We start from the raw sequence: 17,208 nt of genomic DNA, 5'->3' as shown, positions 1-17,208 counted from the left end.
GGCTGAAAACCGTCGCCTTCGGGTAATCGATCAAACGTCATTCTTTTAGAGGGACTGCCACACCACGTGTTGGGTCCAAGCTCTGGTGCGTTGGGCAGTAAACTAGGGGATGATCGCTCCACGCCCGCGGGTCTGCGATAACGGTTGAGAGCTGCGCGCCTCGGCAGACATGGCCCTTGAGCGTGATCGCTGCGCACGTGAGTTTGCCGCCGGCAACAACCCAGGCCGAAAGGTGCGCCTCGTTCACTCCGAAATGCTGAGCCGCAACCCGGTCGGGGTCAACAGATTGACCGGCGTTCTCAACAAAGCCACCCCACGTGGCCGATACATGCTCAAGCAGATGGCCATTGGCAGGGTGAAAAAGGCTGTCGGCTTCGAGCTTCTTCGGGACTGGCGCGTGCAACAGCCTTGGAGCGTCACCATGCGGCGCGGATGGGGGTCTTTTCAGGACTGGAACTCCACCGCTCAAAAGGCGCAACAAAAGCCGGCGTCGGCGGCGTCAGCACAGTGCATAAGCCTCCGACATCGCGGACGTTCCAATGTGGTCCGCAGCACTTAAGCGGCCGCCCGTGCCCTTGCTCGTGAGTGGTGGAGCAACCTTAGTTTTCTTTATTGGGAACAACGCTCTGGCGCTCGCCTTAGCTAAGCATGGACAACGAGGTTGGACGGCTCCGCGCTCAAGCGGCAAAGGCCCGTCGCCTCTTGGCCACCGCATCGGATCTCATGACGCGCAGACAGCTATCGGACTATGCCCTGGAATGTGAGGCCGGGGCGGATCGGCTCGAGCGTGATGCCGATTCCGGAACTTTGGATTAGTAACCAGTCGTCAGCATCCGCGAATAGGTTTGACCGGCAGCTTATTGTGGCGCTTGGTCCCATCGCGCGCACAGAAAGCGGTCCTCGCCAAGACGGCCGATTACGGGTTGGGATGTGTACACAGACCTCTCCGAGCCAGTTCGTCGAAGGTTTGGGCCGCCGCGTAGCGGGCGGCTGAGCACCCGCTCAGACGTGCTTCACGCTTCATGCGCGCTTCGAGGGAAACGTAACTTCCCGATGGCCGAGCTTTCATCCGTCGACGCCGAACTGGATGCCATGTGGCGGAAGGTGTTCGGCCAACCCCTGCCGATGCTGGGTGCGCCGGAGATCGCGCGAAAGATCCTGGCGGACCACGTAGCGAAGACCGCCAACCTGGTGTGCGTCAAAGCCTAGGCAGCACGCGCCGGGCGGCGAGGCCGCTAGAGCTTTATCATCGTCGCAATGAAGGCTTCCTGCTTGGCCGCCGTCACGGCCAGCCTGCGCCAGTCGACAGCCATGATGCCGAAGGCGTCACGCATGTCGCCCGCGGGGCATTCCGCCGCCCGGCAGTCGAGATCGTGGGCCTTGTCGAGGCACTCTTCGGAGGTACGCATACCTTCGCAAGGCCAAGCGCCGGATATGGTTGCCCGGAAATCGGTGGAGGTCGTGGTTCGTGGCGAACTGATGCTGAACCCCCACGCCCCCTGATCGGTCGAGTTCCAAAAGCGGACGCCCTGGATGTCCGATATGGGTCGATAGCGGACGGTGGCCTAGGGGTGGAAAGCGGACGTAGCGCAACGCTGGCGGGTCGCTTGGTATCGTCTGGCTCAATGAGGAGGGGGCGGGCGGTAAAACATTTCAACCCGTTCGATCTGCTCGTAAAAGCCGAGAACGACCTCGACCTGCCAAACTGCCTGACCCAATCCGTTAGGGGTCAGTATCAATCGATAGGGCTTCCAGCTCGCGTTCTCTTCGGGAAAGCGCTGCACGGAAAATGGCTCTGTAAAGTCAGCTGCAAGGAACGTTTCCATCGGAGCTGTGGCGTTCGTCTCATAGGATGCGGGTGCGCCGGAGAGCAGATCAAAGTAAGCAAGGCGACCTTGGCGAAGATTTTGCTGTGCCTCGACTAATTTGGCAATGAGAGATTGCGCTTCTTCTGGAGCTAGTCCTCGAAGCTGTGATCCGGATATCCGCACTTCATCGGCAGAAGGCGAACTCTGGGCTGCAGAGTGGGAGGTCACCCCCGTCAATGCCACGAGCAAGCAAACGATCAGCCGCGTTCTCATGCCAAGCTCCGGTCAGTGTCCGCTACGCTAGCGCAGCTGACATCTCATCCCAATGGACTACTGCAAGGCGGGTTCCAGCGGCTGTTGAGTGGCGATCCTGCGGCCCCCAGAGGTCCGCTATGGGTCGATAGCGGCTATCCCCATCTTGCCCGAAAGCGGACGTCCCCGGTGACGGTTCGGGGTGGGGAGCGGACGAAACCTATGATCCACCACGCCGCGTGCTAGGGTTTGCCAAAACGATGTTCAGCCTCGGAGGACCGTCATGCTGATCCTAAGACACGTAGGCTGGCGGCCCCTTGCTCTCGTCATCGCTCTGGCGGGCGTTACAAACCCCGTTTCCGCGCAAACGACGGGGCCGGCGCAGGATGTCGGCGACTCGATCCGGGACCGTTTCGTTGCCGCTGTGGAAGCCTGCGGAACCGCTTTGTCCTCGACCCCCGGGGTAGTGGTTGATACCTCATCGAGCATCGACATTCACTACAGTCCCGATGATCGATCGATCCATTTGGGCCGTTGGGCGGACCTGGACACCGACAGCCGGGGCGTCATCGAGGCCTGGGCGAGCAAGGGCACGATGGGGCTGAGTCCCGAGCAGATGTTTTCGGAGACGTTCAATAGCATCATGGCTCCCCATGAACTGGGTCACTTCCTGCAGGACATATCGGGCCGTTCTGCGAGCCTGGGTATGTGGGATGGCGAGTTGGAAGCCAACCGCATCGCGGTGGCCTTCTGGGCCATGCAGCCGGGCGCGGATGGCCGCGTTGTTGAGCGCGTCGGCAACATCACGCCTTTGATGGACGACGTGCCTGATCCCGTTCCGGCCGAAGAAGACCCGAAGGCATTCTTCGAGACCCACTACGACGCGTTTATGCGGGGCGAGGATGGCCCGCTGAACCCGGTAACCTACAGCTGGTTTCAGGCGAGGCTGCTCACAACCGCGTTGGAAGAGCCAGAAGCGTATCCCTTCTGCGACTTGGTGCAAATCAACCAGCCACTTTGAGGGACGCCAATGTCCGCAAATGGTCGGGAGCAGGGCACCGGACTGAAAAGCGGACGTTCCCAGGCTCAGACGGCATGGCTGAATGTCGTCGCTCTGGTGCCCAGTGAATGACCACTCTGGCGCAGAGCTGACCTTAAAGCTGACGCTAGTGACGGCACAGGCGGGTGGATTGCTGTCGCTTTTCCCCGTCCAAAGCTGAACGCTGATATTCGCCGCGTTGAGATAATCGCGGCGACTTAAGCTGTGTCAGCCAGCCTCGACAGAAGCGTGCGCGCCGATGCCGTCGGTCTTGCCGGCCAGACCAGGTACCTCGTCTCGTTGACGAAGACTGGTGAAGTAGCCCCGCTCCTCGCGATAGCGAACGATCTCGAAGCCATGGCCACGCAAACCTTGAATGGCATCGAACTCCTCAGCCGTCGGGGTGTTGAGGTCGATCATATCTGGCTTCCCTCGCGGATCCCGGCTGGGCGATGTCCAAGTGCGAAATCGATGGCGTCGATGTCGACCTTCAGCTTGACCAAGTCGCGGATGCGTTCGTGGTCGTCGGACAGCGCCGCCTCGACGGCCGTCGGCCAAACCTGCGCTTCTAGCTCCTGGCGGATCGCCAGAAGCCGGGCGGCGACCGCTGCGTTATCAGTGGTCATGTTACGCTATTTCAGGTCGGCGATCGCTCCGCCGGCCTCTTCTTCGTCGAGGAGGGCGGCGTTATCGGCGTTGGCGGACAGGCGGACTTGGTTGCCTTCGACCTCGGCGACCATACCCCCTGAGAGGTAGTGGTGGTGGTCGCTGTGCGACCCGCTGTCCGCTTTGGTGAGCTTGATCCGATCGCCTTCGATTTTGTCGACTGTGCCTAGGTGGACGCCGTCGGCACCAATGACTTCCATGTGCTCTTTGATCTGCGAAAGGTCGGTCATGGCGGTCTCCTTGGGATACCATAGCAAACGGGGACCCGACCGCGACGTTCCCAAGACCTGGGCGGGTCCCCACCATCGGGGCTGACGATCGCTTGCGACGGTGATCGTGCTGAAGCTCCGCCGACTAGACTCGCAGTAGGATGCTAAGCTCAGGGGGAGGGCCACAGCCGAGGCTTAGGGCTGAAACTGCCGATGCCTAAGGAGATTTGCCGTCGAAGCTCGAAGGTCTTCCTTTGGCGGGAAGACGACGCTCAGTGCACATTGCGAAAATCGCACTGAGAGCGGACAGGGCAGGGATCGCTGGACTCCCGAGCGATAGCCGACCAGAGCCCGACGGCGACATTTCACGCTGCGTGCCAATGTCCGTTTTCGGCGGAGGCCCTTAGGTTTGCTTTTCGACCCAACCGGACGTTCAGGCGCACCTTTTTTGGTTCGTCATCAAAAGCCACCGATATCACCACCAAAGGACCTGACCGCTGTCTATCGCTATGGGGGATCCACAGCGGTCAGGTAGGCTGGATCAGAAGAAGCCGAGCTTGTCAGGGCTGTAGCTGACCAGCAGGTTCTTGGTCTGCTGATAGTGATCCAGCATCATGCGGTGGTTCTCGCGACCAATCCCAGATTTCTTGTAGCCGCCGAAGGCCGCGTGGGCGGGGTACTGGTGGTAGCAGTTGGTCCAGACGCGGCCGGCCTCGATGCCACGACCGGCGCGGTACGCGGTGTTCATGTCGCGCGACCAGACCCCTGCGCCAAGGCCATAGATGGTGTCGTTGGCGATCTCGATGGCTTCCTCGAAGGTCTTGAAGGTGGTGACCGAAAGCACGGGACCGAAGATCTCTTCCTGGAACACGCGCATATCGTTCGTGCCCTTGAAAATGGTCGGCTTGACGTAATAGCCGCCGGCCAGGTCGCCGGAGAGTTCGGGCTGATCACCGCCCGTCAGGACCTCGGCACCTTCGGCCCGACCGATCTCGAGATAGCCGAGGATCTTCTTCAACTGCACGTCGGATGCCTGGGCACCCACCATGGTGTCGGGGTCCAAGGGATCGCCGGCGACGATGGCCTCGACCCGCGCGATCGCCTTCTCCATGAAGGCGTCATAGATGTCCTCGTGGATCAGCGCACGGCTGGGGCAGGTGCAGACCTCGCCCTGGTTGAGGGCGAACATCGCAAAGCCCTCCAACGCCTTGTCGAGGAAGGCGTCGTCGTGATCCATCACGTCCTTGAAGAAGATGTTCGGCGACTTGCCACCCAACTCCAGCGTGACCGGTATGATGTTCTGGGTGGCGTACTCCATGATCTTCTGCCCAACGGCGGTGGAGCCGGTGAAAGCGATCTTGGCGATGCGCGGGTTGGTCGCCAGCGGCTCGCCGACCTCCTTGCCGGTGCCTGAAACAATGTTGAGAACGCCCGCGGGGACCAGATCCTGTATCAGTTCCATGACTAGCAGGATCGAGGCGGGGGTCTGTTCGGCCGGCTTCATCACGATGCAGTTGCCGGCGGCGAGCGCCGGAGCCAGCTTCCAAGCCGCCATTAGAACGGGAAAGTTCCACGGAATGATTTGGCCGACGACGCCGAGCGGCTCATGGAAATGATAGGCGACGGTATCGTTGTCGAGCTGGGAGATCCCGCCCTCCTGAGCGCGGATACAGCCGGCGAAATAGCGGAAATGGTCGATGGCCAGCGGGATGTCGGCGGCCATGGTCTCGCGCACGGGCTTGCCGTTTTCCCACGTCTCGGCCTCGGCGATGGCCTGAAGGTTCTCCTCCATCCGGTCGGCGATACGGTTCAGCATGATCGCCCGTTCCGTGACTGAGGACTTGCCCCACGCCACCTTCGCCTTGTGCGCAGCGTCCAGGGCCAGTTCGACATCGGCGGCGTCCGACCGGGCGACCTCGCAGAGGACGCGACCATTCACCGGGGAGGTATTCTCGAAATAGCGGCCTGCCACGGGCGCGACCCATTCACCGCCGATGAAATTTTCGTAGCGGGGTTTGAACTTGGGCGTCACAGCGCGGACGAATTCGGGCTTGGTCATCTGAGGTCTCCGTTGTTTCCAGGTCGCGCCGGTTTGTTGGCGTCGTCGTTGGACACACAGAGCGCTTCGGCCTCCGGTTGCGCTAGATGAAGGCGTGATGGTGCGACGCAAACCTGTCGCAGGTGTGAGACAGTCGGCTAGTGACCACTCAGGCCCAGACGGTTCAGCTTCCTGTGCAGGGTGGCGCGACTGACGCCAAGGGCGCGAGCCGCAGCGGAGACGTTGCCGCCTGATCGGGCCAGGGCCCGGCGGACCGCTCCGCGTTCTGAGTCTGAAAAATCGGTCTCGGCGGCGCTCCCTAGAAGGTCCGAGGCCGGCAATTGGGCCGCGATCCGGGCGTCGGTGATCTTGAGTGCCACGCGAGCGGCGCGGGTGGCCCCGATTACCAGATCGTCGCGATCCACAGCCAGCAGGGCGGCCGATCGGTCGGCCCCGTCGGCGACCCCGCCTCCGGCCAAGACGATGCGAGCATCGGCGAAGGCCTGTCGGAAGGCCTGGGTCTCGATGGCGCGCGCTGCGTCGCCGACCGCGTTGGAGATCAAACCCAGCATGATTGCGGTGGCGTCCGCGCGCGCGGACGATACGTCCAGCGCTCCTGCCAGTCGCCCGAGGTGATCGTGGATTGGATGAGTGGTGCAACTGAGCGCCGTATTGCGGGTGTGGAAATGCTGGTCGCGGTGGATGGTCACCGCGCGGTGCTCGACCAGCGCCGTGCCGATCCCGTTGGTGCCTTCGGCCGCCTCGGACCAATCGGACCCCGGCCAAAGACCCCACAGATGAAAGATCTCGTCATCGACCGCGGCACCCCGCCGGTCGACGGCAATCCCCTGCGCGTCCGTTAGAAGAACGCAGCAGCCGGTGTCACCGACCGCCAGGAACAGGCGATCCAGGACGGGCTGGGCCGCAAGCATCAGGGGCTCCATTGCCTGGCGCGCCTCTTGTAGTTGCCGGTCCGTGACAGTTCGGGCGCGTCCTCTGTCCTCCGGTGCCAGCCCATGGACGGTCAACGATCGCCGCCACGACGCCGCTAGCGCCGAGCGGGCGGGTCCGGCGGCATCGTCGAGCGTGCGGCGGACGCGGTCGGGGTGGTCGGGTTCTGGATCCTTGGCCATCGTCTCTCCTTCCGGCTGGGTGGAGCAGATGTTGCGATCAGTGCCGCGTTAGCCTTGCACCTTTCTACGCGCCGGCAAAGAAAAACGCCGCGCTGGTGCAAGGAGGCGTGAGAGGTTGAAGGCAAACGCACTGTGTCGCTTGCGTAGGTGAACGTCTGCTTTCCACCCCTAAGCCTTGGTCAGCTCTCGACCCAAAGCAGACATTCCGAGCCCGCAGCTCCCGAGCCCGAAAGTGGCGCGGAGCAGCCGCTGGCCAGCGCCAGTTGAACGTAGGAAGCGGACTATCGGCGATACGTCGTCCATTGGCCGATGGTGCCCGGCGGGTAGAAGGTCCGCAATGGGTCGGGACCAGCCGGGCATCGTCAGCTTGTCGTCTGAAGTATGACCTGCACCGTCTCTTCGGGTTGGTCCCAATGGGGGAAGTGGCCGGACCTGTCGAACCAGCGTAGCTCAGCGTTCGGGAAGGCGGTCTGGGCCCGATAGGCTTGGCGCGGCAGCAGAAGGCGATCCTTCCGGCCCCAGCCGATTGTCACACGGCCGGGCGTAAGCGCGGTTCCAGCTTGCAAGGGGCCGGTCGCCAGTTCCTGCACCATGTCGTCGAAAACCGTCGTGGCGGCGAAGGTTCGCATCTCTGTCAGCACGATATCAGGCGCTAGCGCCCAGGGTCTGGCGGACAACTGCGCCAGCAGCAGCGTCCGTGTGGCGGCATGGCGCGACAGGAATGGCATCACCGGCTGGAGACCTCGGACAAGCCCGATGGACGCCGCGATTGTGATCTGGAAGAACTTCGTCTCCCAGCCTCGCCAAAAGCCACCCGGATCCAGGGCTACGCAGTGGCGACCAACGCCGCGACGGGAAAGCTCCAACACCAAGCGGGCGCCCACGGAGCTGCCAACCAAGTCAACCGCTCCCAGCTGCTCAGCTTCGATGAATTTCGTGAGAGCGTCCGCATAGGCGGAGATGGTCTGGCGTCCCGGAACCGGCGGCGACCTGCCATGTCCGGGCATGTCGATCAGGATCAGTTCCCGTGAGCGGCTGAGCGGCTTCGAAATTGTATCCCATGACCGCAAACTTCCACCAAGGCCATGGACCAAAAGGAGAGGCGGCCCCCTGCCTATGCGCTCACAGTGCAGGGTCATGCGGCTACCACGATGGCTGTAGATGGAGGGTCAATGTTGGCTTTTGGCCAGCCAGCTTAAAGCCACGAGTGGTGCAATCGGTTGCACTTACCGGGTCGGCCGTAAGTTCCGGTGAGGGTCGGCAGCGAACCTTTAACGATCGACACGCTGAACGTCTGCTTTCGGGACTGATGTCGATGTCCGGTCATGGCGCTTCTGAGACATTGGGGCAACCGCCGCTTTTGACTCATTGCGGTCTTTGACGACGTCCGCTTTCGGAGATCGACTAGCCTCCGTGGTGCCGCAAACTCTCACCCCTGCAATCGGCGCCGTAGTTCCGAAAGGCGAGTGTCGCCAGCCACCGCTGATTGAACCGCAAGGCGCTCGAGAACCAGGCCAATACCGTAGGGCCAACCCTCAGAGTCTTCTCCGAGCACTACCCAGAGCAGATCCAGCACCTCAAGGGCGTGCCGCTCAACCAGGTCACCGGGGTCTCCCTCATCGAGCCCGTCCAGTTGGCTCTCATACCGCCGGAGTGGAACGAGGCGGGGCAGTACAAGAGGCACGAGGCTCGCGAAATGGGTTGGGACCGAGAGGACGAGGTCGACTAGCCGGGCGGCCATGCCCGGCGTTCTGACGGCGCGTTGGCGTGGCCAGACGTCCCGTAGGAACGGCCCGATGCGGTCCGCCCAGATCGCGTCCTCCGCCGAGGCCCATCGTGACAAGGTCCAGAGCAGATCGCGGCGCATATCGTCGTCGGTATGGATCAGGACTTCGCGCAACTCGACCGCTGTGACGGCGGGGCCTGTGTGGTCGGGATGCAGTGCGCGCCCCCAGGCATCGAGCAACATGCCGCCGAGTATCCGGTCTCGCCGTGACGGGTCGGTAAGCCTTGCTCGAGCAAGCAGCGGCTCTTTAATATGAACCAGAAGAGCGTCACTGGGAGACCGCTCCGCCCACAGGAATCCTTCCCAGAAAGGCGTCGCTAGTGCGCTGTCGGCCGCCATGGCCGGTAGTATCCGGGTGGATGCCCAGTCCGGATCAACATGGAATAGCCACGTCAGTTGGAAGGCCGCCATCACCATGGTCTGGCTCGCCAGCGCGCCCGGCAGGTTCAACAGGGTTTCGAGCCGACTAGCCCAACGTTCGGGAAGGCCGTCGCCAGCGGTCAACTGGTCCTTCGACGGATCGGCCATTAGAAACTGGAAGAGGCGCCCGGCCGGGGCGTTCAGCGCCTCGTCCGCCCATGAACGCCCGACGCGCCGAGCGTCGGCATCGGCGGGATTGTTGCGCAACGCCGACGTCAACGCCCGCCAAAGATCATCGTCTAACGCCGGCGCCGCATTGAGCCGCGCTGCATTCTCGGACATCCACTCCGACACCGGGTAGGCGATGGCGAGAAGGCGAGCCTCCGGCAGGCGGACCAAACGACGCGCGATGGTCTCAAACAACCGGTCTCGGTCATTCGCGCGTGTGTCGCTGCGCAGAAAATCGCTCCAAGCCCAATCCGGCGCTCCGCCCAGCCTGCCCGCCAACGTGAGCGCCGCCAGAGCTCGGCCAGGATCGGAAGCGGACAGACCCGCAAAGGGTTGGCGGCGGACACGGTCGCGTATTTGCGGGCGGGCCGCCTCCTCAGCGGCATTGAACAAATCCTTGAGCGGAAGAGCCGCCAAGGGGGAGGGATCGGTGTCTGTAGCAATGCTGTAGACCTCGGGTGCATTTGATGCCGCAGCCTCCGCCGCCGCTTCCGGCCGCCAGTCGGTATCGATGAGGCGGCGCTGTGCGATCTCCGCGTCAGCATCAAAGCTGAACGCGACTCCAGCCGCTGACAACCAGGCGATCCGGTTCAGCTGGTCATAGGCGGCGTATTCATCTTGGCGATCGGCCTCCATCTCGCCTCCATAGGGGAAGGCCCCCGTCAGAATTCGCTGCTCCAGTCGGGTGCGGCGCTCTGGTGGTATGTCCGGCCATCGGTCACGCAAGGCGAACAGAAGGTCGCGTTGATGCTCGGAACTCCAGAATATTCGCTCGCCCAGACCCAGGAACGCATCCGCCGCCTCATCGCCGGCTAGAAGGCCGGGCAGGCCCGCCGCCCATATCCGCAGGCGACCGAACAGATGGTCGTCAATCGGCCAGCTGCCGGCCTGCGTCCGCGCGCGATCGCGATCGATATGAACCAGCCTCTGGAATAGCCGCTGGAAGGTGACCAGCACCCCCGTGACGCCGAACGCGTCATCGTCCACCAGGCCGCCGTCATCCGTTCGACTGGTGGTCAGGTACAGGCCTTCTCGGCCCCGCACCTCACGCTCCAGCGCCACGGCCAGGTCAAGGTTGGTCCGGAAACACTCAGCCGCATAGGGAACGAACTCGTCCGGTGGGGCATGCGTCTCATGAGGTCGTGGATAGTCGACATCGAGCCTGAGAACGTCGCCCACTCGCTCAATTTCGAGCGGCGCGCGACCTACCTCGACGGCGGGATCTGCGGTGAGCCGTGGACAAAACAGATGAACCCAGGCTCGGACGAGGGTTTGAGACCAGCCGTCGGCGGCGACCAGAGCCCGCAACTCATATTCGGCGCGGTCAACATCGTTCCGACCCCGCCGCGATGTCCGGAACAGCGCTCGCCAGCCCTCGCGCAACGCAGGGGTGAAATTTGCGGTCTGTGTCCGCAGCCTCCAGTCGATGCCGTCTTCAATGTCGGGATGCAGGCGTCCCTGGCGTGCGGCCCAAGCCAGAGTGCCGGGTTGATGGGCGATGTTGCGAATCCAGACGCTGAGTTGTCCGAGACGCGGCGGCAACGGGCAGGGTCGGTCGGCCGTGACCCCCGCCAGAGCTTGCGCGTCCGGGTCGGTTCGGTCCGCGCGAGTTGTCGCAAATCCGTCCCAGGCGTCGGCGGGGGGCTCTCGATTCTGGAGCCAATTCTCCGGATCCGGCGGCGGGGGAACAAGGTCGGAGTCTAGGCCAAAAACCGAGAACGGATCGAACCGAGGGGCCGTCGGATCACCATACCGGCCTTCAGGCGTCGCATACCGGCCCGTGGGATCAAAGACGTTTAGCCAAGCGGAGGGCAGAAGCGCCTCAGCGGTCACGATGCTCTTGGCCCCTTCTCGCGTACTGACCAGGTGAGCCACTTGGCCCCGTTGATGCGGCGTGAGCGTTTCTGGTCCCTGAGCCGCAGTCGCGAGCAGAGCGCGAACCCATCCTGCGGGGTCGCGAGCCCGGTCGGCCCACGTCTCAAGCGTGTTCCATAGAGTCGCGTAGTCCCCGGTGTAGGGGATCGCTTCGACACCCTTGTGTTCCCAGAGCCCGATGGCGTCTCCGTTCTCGGCGTTCTCGAAGGTGTACAGCTTTTTTCGTCCGCCAGCCGGCAGGTCGAGAGCCTCCAGCAGGTATTGGACCGGCGGATCTTCGGCGGAATAGCCCACAAAGACGACCTGGAACCGCTCCAGCAGTCGGCGGATGAACCGTGTAGCCCAGCCGTCGGACAGATAGGCACGTCCGAAATCGGCGCTGGACAGAACCAGCTCAGGCGCAACGCCGTTCACGGCGTCGCTACGTCCGTGGATGTGCACCACGCCGCTGAAATCGGTGTCATTGTGCGGATCGGGCAACCTGGGCGGTGCGGACCACGCCAATGTCGGATCGGCGAGCTCAAACAGACTGTCGAAGTTGGTGGTGACCAACCGCACGACGCCCGTGTTCGACCTGGCTAGATCCAGAAGTGTTCTATGCGCTGTCAGATCCACCAGAGGGTCGACAACAAGCCGACCGGCTACGGCTTCACGCACTTCACTGGTCTCGAATTCCCGTTCCAACAACCGGAAGCGTCGATCAACTGACAGGGCCTCGTCCCGCGCAGGGCTATTCTGAGCCGCGCCGAGTCCCTCAATGACCTGCCGCAAAAGCCCAGGGAAGTCGGGGAGGTTCGCGCGCGCCAGCGATACGCCTGCTCCGCAAAAGAATACGACGTCCCCCAAGTCGCGAGCGATTAGCAGGTCATCCGGAATGTCTGGACCGTCAGCGAAGAACTTCATGCGATGGATCTTAGCTCAACTGAGAACCAAATGAGATTTCGATGCTCCGGCAGGTGCTATTGACCTCGTTCAGCAACAATGCATCGACCGGGGTTCGCGTACTGGGATCTGCCTTTAAGCTGACGTTTCCGCCCGACCGTCGAACGAATCGAATCATGCAACCCTAGGCCTCACTTCAAGCGAGAATCGCCCTTGGTGCGACTGTCATATGGGTAAGAGCAGGAAATCCGGATCTCAGACGTCGTCGGGCGGGGGAAAGGGCTTTGACTTCGGCCAACCGCTCACGTCCTTCGTCGAGTCGGGTTTCGAACATCTAGTTCATTTCGCAGAGGCCGAGGTCGGCGGCTGCTCCTACGGTTTCGTCCGTTCGGCTGAGGTGGGTGCCGCTATCCCGGTGGTGACTCTTCTCGCGCGTCACGAGGCGCCGCTTCGTGCAGCGATGTCCGAGTTGAGGTCTTGGGGCGACGGCGTTGATGGCGACGCGGTCGAGATGACCGTTGTCTTCATGAAGAGCGGCGGATGGCTACTTGGACTATCGCCGGAACCACGCCGCCTCGCGGCGCGAACCCAGACCGCCGACCTGCTCCTCGATCCTCTCTATTTTGCGCCGACCTGGATCAAGACGCTCGATACGACCGACCCTTTTCTGCGGCGCTTCGAGCAATATCACGAGGCGATGTTCGCGCCGTTCATCCTGAGCGCGGCGGTCTGGCGCGGATCTCCGCCGGATCAACGCCGGCCGCACGACACGCAGATGGATCTCCTTGAGCAGCGCCTGTCGCTCCTCAAGTTTCAATGTACGTTTTCGGACGAGGATTCGGTCGAGGCGGGATCGCAGGCGGCCGTCATGCTCGCCACCTTCAAACGCGACGGCAAACCAAGGCGTGCCAAGCGTTCAAGCGGCGAAGAGGCACCCGGACGTCCGGACATCAAACGTATCAAGGCGAAGAGGGAGCAGGTGTTGGCCTCGCTCTTCACTGTTTCGCGTCGCCGCGCCGACAGGACCGGCCTGACCGCGGGGATGATGGAACAGCTCGCGCCGTTGGGCATCCAGCGGTGGCAAGTGGATCAGGCCATCGCCAACGTCGTTTTGAGCCGCAAGATGTGCGGCGAGGATCACTATGCCCCGCTGGAGAGCAAGTCGCTGAAGCGCGCAGTTATCGAAGGCGCGTTCAACCATGTGGAGTTCGCCGACGGAGAGCTCAGCCAGTTTACGATCGCGCCCGAAATTCTCGAGCGCCAGATCGATTTAGATGGACGTGATCTCCTGCGCATTTTCGGCCACCAACCGAAGCGGGACGGGGTGGCGGCGACGCTTGGTGAACTGCGGCGGAGGCGTCTGATCGATGCCTGATCCCGTCACGACCCTTTCCGACCAAGATCGGCTCAAGGTCTTCATCAGTTCGACCATCACGGAATGCGCGGCCGAACGCTTGGCGGCGCGTGCGGGCGTTCAGGCCACCAACAACGAGCCCATCCTTTTCGAGCATCTCGGGGCACGGGCCCATCCGCCCCGCGATCTGTACCTCTCCCGCCTGCGGAGCTCTCAGATCGTCGTCGCCATCTATCGAGACAGCTACGGCTGGATCGACGAGCAGGGCGGAATGACCGTTTCAGGCCTTGAAGACGAGTATCGACACGCGCGGCAGTGGGGAAAACCCGTTCTCGCCTATGTCAGGAAAGACGGTAGCGCCCGCACCGCAGAACTCACCGCCCTCGTGCAGGATATCCTCGCCGGCGACCTGACAGTCTCGTTTTATGAAGAGGCTGACGAACTCGCGGACCGGATCCGCGACGATCTCACCGCCCTAGTCACGCAGCGGTTCCTGGACACCTCGACGCAGGACGCCGCCCTCTTGGAAACCTCGCGCGCGAAATCCGGACCGCGGAATCTGGCGGGCGGTCTGGTGCCGCGCCCCAATGTCATGTCGGCAATCTCACAAGGTCTCTCGACCGCCCGCGTTGTTCAACTGGTCGGACCGGCGGGGAGCGGGAAGAGCGTGGCCTTGGCCGAGTACGCCAGTCAGTCCAACAGCGCCCTCGTCAACGCCACTTATCTGAGTCCGAAGGAGCTGTTTGGCGTTCTCGCCAATCTGTTTGCAGGCCGTGTGGCCGGCGATGCCTTGCAGTTCGCGACGCTAGACGGCGCGCGGGACGCATTTTCTGATGGCTGGCGCGCCGGCGGGACGGCGACAGTCCTCGTGGACGATCCCAAGGACGCCCAAATTCTGTTGGAGGCCATCCCGCCCGAACTCACTGAACTTGGCCCCCGCCTCGTGTTGGCGTCCCGCGAGCCATACCTCGCCGAGGCCACCTCGATCGTCGAGATGGGTTCTCTGTCCGACGAGCAGATTCGGGATTGGCTTGGACCGGCCCGGTTTAGAGCCCTGGTTCGCTCAGGCGCGCTTCAATCTGCTCACGGCCAGCCGCTTCGCATAAGACAACTCGCGTTTGAATCGGCGACGGCCACGCAGGCTTTCACGTCGCTGGAGCCGACCGCGCGCGAGTTGCTATCCTACGTCGTTATCGCGGGCTTTCCCCTGACCCTCGAACAGCTCCTGGAGCTCCGGGCGGATCCTTCATGCCGGCCGGATGAGCTGGCCGACGAAATGGCGCGGATCTCCGCTTTGGTCGCAGATACGTCGATGGGCTACGTGGTCGTCCACGACGAGGTTCGACGAGAACTTCTTGCGCTCGTCCAGGCGAGCCAACAGCGCTACCGCTTCGCGGCGACCCGCCTCGGTCGCCAGCTGGCGGATGGCGGCGCCATGGTGCGGGCGTTCGAGGTGCTCGACCCGATCGGCGGAGATCCGGATGGCGAGTTGCTGGAGGCCGCAGCCTACGAAGCGGGCCGGTCGGGAGATCAAAAGACGTCGCTGGCGCTCCAGCTCAAGCTGAGAGAACGCGCCCTCGGCCACGCCGACCGGTCCGAGGCTCTTTATTGGGCGCTCGCTCTATCCCAGACGGCGGAGGCGATCGGCGATCTAGACCTAGCCAGGACGCAGCTGGAAGACGCCGAGCGGCTGGCCGAGACCATGGATGAGAATACGGCGCTGCGCGTGCGGGAAACCCGCTTGGGATTCGATGCACGCCGCACGCTGTCGCCAAGCGTGGTGGAGGCCATCCAAGCGCTGCACGAGACAGCGAAGGCCAAGGGCAATCTGTCGGTCGCCGGACGGACGGCGACGGAGTTGTGCGTCATCTTCATGGGTACCCAAGACTACCCGGCCGCGGAAGCGTACGCCCGCTACGCCCGCGACACGTTCCGTGACCTAGGAGATGCCTACGGCGTGGAGATTGCGAGCCGAAACCTCGCAGCGGCGATCCTCATGCAGGCCGATCGTGAGGAGGAGGCCGACGCGATCGTTCGCGGACTTAGCGCGAACGTCGATCCGAGCGCGCGCCAACGACACCGTGCTTGGCTCTGCAATCTACTGGTGCGGAAGCTGCGCCGATCCGGTCAGACGGCGGAGGCCCTCGAGCGCGCAGAAGAGGCGATCTCCATCGGCGAAGCTCTGGGCGACCGCACGTTGATAGCCGTGAACCAGACGAGCAAGGCGAACGTCAAATCTGATCTCGATGACTACCCGGGCGCCATCGGCGACTATGAGGCCGCGGCCGGGAACGCGCGGAGTTGTGGACGGCCTGACCTTGAGGCGCACGCCTCCTACCTGAGGGCGCAGATTTACAACGAATGGCCCGACGACGAGGGGCGTCCGAAGGATGCGGCGGTGCTCGCCGAAGAGAGCGCGCGCCACGCGGTCGATCTGGTCAGGGGCACGGTCGCGCGCGACCACCTTTCGCGCGCGCTTGAGGCCCTGGGCGACGCCTTGCTCGCTCAGGGACGACGAATGGAGGCAGCCGAAGCCCAGTTCGAGGCGGCAGAGATCATCGTCACGCTGCAGCGATGGGGCCGGCTTGAAGGCGTTTTCATGACGGCGCTCTGGAACACCATCGATGACGATCCCGACGCGTACATCTGCGGTATTCGCCGGGTGTTCGGGCTGGCCCCGGAGTCAAAGAGCGACGGTGCGCTGACGGCGCGCATGTTCAGCACCTTGTCGGACGTCATGCCGGCGATCCCTGCGGCGATCGCACTGCCCTTCTACGGTGCCCATATGCGCGCCATGTTCGAGGAACTTCCCCCTCCGGTCCGGCGCAACCTCTTCATCCGCCAAGTCGAGGCCATCGTGAACGCCTTCCGGCCCTCCGCCGCGCCGGAGCCTTGGCAAATCCTGTATCCGTCGATGACGGTCGCCGCCGTCGGCGCTGAAATGCTGACCGCCGCCGACCTTACCATAATCGCCGAAGCGGTGAGCGACGTCGTCCCGGGTTTGCACCACCGCTCGATCCCGGACGCCGGCCTGCACTGGGTTGTCGAACTCGAGATGGCGGAGCCGGTGATCCTGTCGATCACAGCCATGGACGAGCAGCCTGAGATCACATTCGCGGCAATGGCCTTGGCCTTCTTCCTCAAGGGGTTCGAGGGCGAGCTGCGAAAGAAGGTCTTCGGCACTCTGAAGCCGCGACCGGAGCTCTGCATCTATGTGGTGGACCTCGCCGAGGCGCCGAACGACATCGCCCAGCCCGTGCGTGACGCGATCGGCGAGCGTTCGAGCATGGTCTCGCGGCAGACAGATCCGGCATTGGAGCCGCCCGCGCCAACGGCGGTCTTCATCGCAGAGGATTTCGTCGAGGGCTTGACCGTGGGCCAGGGCCGAGGCGGATCGCTTCAGGTTCTTCTCGGCTACGGCGTCCTCGAGATCGTCTACAGTCTGCTACGTGGCGAGGTCGAACACAGCGTGCTCTCCCCCAAACTGGTCGAGCTCGTGAAAACATCCATCTCTTAGGCACGCGCGAGCTCCACCTCGCTCAAACCTTGGGAGGCCGGCGTCCATCGGGGAGACTCTA

General features: G+C 63.2%; 13 protein-coding genes. 4 read left to right on the top strand and 9 right to left on the bottom strand.

Annotated features, from left to right (window positions below):
* The first annotated feature begins 1,053 nt into the window (after positions 1–1,053).
* A complete protein-coding gene (locus BRESU_RS17170; protein ID WP_013269425.1) occupies positions 1,054–1,209 on the top strand; it encodes a DNA methylase in 156 nt (51 codons plus the stop codon).
* Positions 1,210–1,235: 26 nt separating this feature from the next.
* Here BRESU_RS17170 and BRESU_RS17405 read toward each other — a convergent pair whose 3' ends face one another.
* The gene (locus tag BRESU_RS17405; RefSeq protein ID WP_013269424.1) at positions 1,236–1,409 is read right to left on the bottom strand and encodes a hypothetical protein; all 174 of its coding nucleotides are present in this window, start codon (positions 1,407–1,409) and stop codon (positions 1,236–1,238) included.
* Positions 1,410–1,622: 213 nt separating this feature from the next.
* Entirely contained in the window at positions 1,623–2,081 is a 459-nt protein-coding gene (locus tag BRESU_RS17400; protein ID WP_156796142.1) for a hypothetical protein, read from the bottom strand.
* 262 nt (positions 2,082–2,343) lie between these two features.
* Between BRESU_RS17400 and BRESU_RS09990 the strand changes: the two genes are divergently transcribed.
* Positions 2,344–3,081, top strand: a complete 738-nt coding sequence (locus BRESU_RS09990; RefSeq protein ID WP_013269423.1) for a hypothetical protein — start codon at positions 2,344–2,346, stop codon at positions 3,079–3,081.
* Positions 3,082–3,327: 246 nt separating this feature from the next.
* On the opposite strand, the gene BRESU_RS09985 is transcribed toward BRESU_RS09990, so the two are convergent.
* The 7 genes from BRESU_RS09985 to BRESU_RS09955 all read right to left on the bottom strand — a co-directional run bounded on the left by BRESU_RS09985 (position 3,328) and on the right by BRESU_RS09955 (position 12,297).
* Positions 3,328–3,519, bottom strand: a complete 192-nt coding sequence (locus BRESU_RS09985; RefSeq protein WP_013269422.1) for a helix-hairpin-helix domain-containing protein — start codon at positions 3,517–3,519, stop codon at positions 3,328–3,330.
* Positions 3,516–3,725, bottom strand: coding sequence for a hypothetical protein (locus BRESU_RS09980; protein WP_013269421.1), 210 nt, complete (start codon positions 3,723–3,725; stop codon positions 3,516–3,518). The genes BRESU_RS09985 and BRESU_RS09980 overlap by 4 nt, the downstream gene beginning before the upstream one ends.
* Positions 3,726–3,731: 6 nt before the next feature.
* A complete protein-coding gene (locus tag BRESU_RS09975) occupies positions 3,732–3,995 on the bottom strand; it encodes a DUF2171 domain-containing protein (RefSeq protein WP_013269420.1) in 264 nt (87 codons plus the stop codon).
* 520 nt (positions 3,996–4,515) lie between these two features.
* A complete protein-coding gene (exaC, locus tag BRESU_RS09970) occupies positions 4,516–6,033 on the bottom strand; it encodes an acetaldehyde dehydrogenase ExaC (protein WP_013269419.1) in 1,518 nt (505 codons plus the stop codon).
* Positions 6,034–6,170: 137 nt separating this feature from the next.
* A complete protein-coding gene (locus BRESU_RS09965) occupies positions 6,171–6,944 on the bottom strand; it encodes a helix-turn-helix domain-containing protein (protein ID WP_245528558.1) in 774 nt (257 codons plus the stop codon).
* Positions 6,945–7,507: 563 nt separating this feature from the next.
* Positions 7,508–8,284 (bottom strand): alpha/beta fold hydrolase, encoded by a 777-nt coding sequence (locus tag BRESU_RS09960; RefSeq protein ID WP_013269417.1) that lies wholly within the window; start codon positions 8,282–8,284, stop codon positions 7,508–7,510.
* Positions 8,285–8,574: 290 nt separating this feature from the next.
* Complete coding sequence (locus BRESU_RS09955) at positions 8,575–12,297, bottom strand: SIR2 family protein (RefSeq protein ID WP_013269416.1); 3,723 nt, start codon at positions 12,295–12,297, stop codon at positions 8,575–8,577.
* A 208-nt stretch (positions 12,298–12,505) separates the two neighbouring features.
* On the opposite strand from BRESU_RS09955, the gene BRESU_RS09950 reads away from it, so the two are divergent.
* Together BRESU_RS09950 and BRESU_RS09945 are read left to right on the top strand one after the other, a co-directional pair.
* Entirely contained in the window at positions 12,506–13,651 is a 1,146-nt protein-coding gene (locus BRESU_RS09950) for a hypothetical protein (RefSeq protein ID WP_013269415.1), read from the top strand.
* A complete protein-coding gene (locus BRESU_RS09945) occupies positions 13,644–17,147 on the top strand; it encodes a DUF4062 domain-containing protein (RefSeq protein WP_013269414.1) in 3,504 nt (1,167 codons plus the stop codon). Before BRESU_RS09950 ends, BRESU_RS09945 begins: the two co-directional genes overlap by 8 nt.
* Positions 17,148–17,208: the final 61 nt, after the last annotated feature.

Source organism: Brevundimonas subvibrioides ATCC 15264 (assembly GCF_000144605.1).
Lineage (GTDB): Bacteria > Pseudomonadota > Alphaproteobacteria > Caulobacterales > Caulobacteraceae > Brevundimonas > Brevundimonas subvibrioides.
This window is presented reverse-complemented; position numbering and strand designations above follow the sequence as displayed.

Bases quoted from the DNA above. Each gene is read 5' to 3' on its own strand.
- BRESU_RS09985 (WP_013269422.1), bottom strand. From the start codon at position 3,519: ATGATCGACCTCAACACCCCGACGGCTGAGGAGTTCGATGCCATTCAA.
- BRESU_RS17405 (WP_013269424.1), bottom strand. From the start codon at position 1,409: ATGCGTACCTCCGAAGAGTGCCTCGACAAGGCCCACGATCTCGACTGC.
- BRESU_RS17170 (WP_013269425.1), top strand. From the start codon at position 1,054: ATGGCCGAGCTTTCATCCGTCGACGCCGAACTGGATGCCATGTGGCGG.
- BRESU_RS09945 (WP_013269414.1), top strand. From the start codon at position 13,644: ATGCCTGATCCCGTCACGACCCTTTCCGACCAAGATCGGCTCAAGGTC.
- BRESU_RS09960 (WP_013269417.1), bottom strand. From the start codon at position 8,284: ATGACCCTGCACTGTGAGCGCATAGGCAGGGGGCCGCCTCTCCTTTTG.
- BRESU_RS09965 (WP_245528558.1), bottom strand. From the start codon at position 6,944: ATGCTTGCGGCCCAGCCCGTCCTGGATCGCCTGTTCCTGGCGGTCGGT.
- BRESU_RS17400 (WP_156796142.1), bottom strand. From the start codon at position 2,081: ATGAGAACGCGGCTGATCGTTTGCTTGCTCGTGGCATTGACGGGGGTG.
- BRESU_RS09990 (WP_013269423.1), top strand. From the start codon at position 2,344: ATGCTGATCCTAAGACACGTAGGCTGGCGGCCCCTTGCTCTCGTCATC.
- BRESU_RS09975 (WP_013269420.1), bottom strand. From the start codon at position 3,995: ATGACCGACCTTTCGCAGATCAAAGAGCACATGGAAGTCATTGGTGCC.
- BRESU_RS09950 (WP_013269415.1), top strand. From the start codon at position 12,506: ATGGGTAAGAGCAGGAAATCCGGATCTCAGACGTCGTCGGGCGGGGGA.
- exaC (WP_013269419.1), bottom strand. From the start codon at position 6,033: ATGACCAAGCCCGAATTCGTCCGCGCTGTGACGCCCAAGTTCAAACCC.
- BRESU_RS09955 (WP_013269416.1), bottom strand. From the start codon at position 12,297: ATGAAGTTCTTCGCTGACGGTCCAGACATTCCGGATGACCTGCTAATC.
- BRESU_RS09980 (WP_013269421.1), bottom strand. From the start codon at position 3,725: ATGACCACTGATAACGCAGCGGTCGCCGCCCGGCTTCTGGCGATCCGC.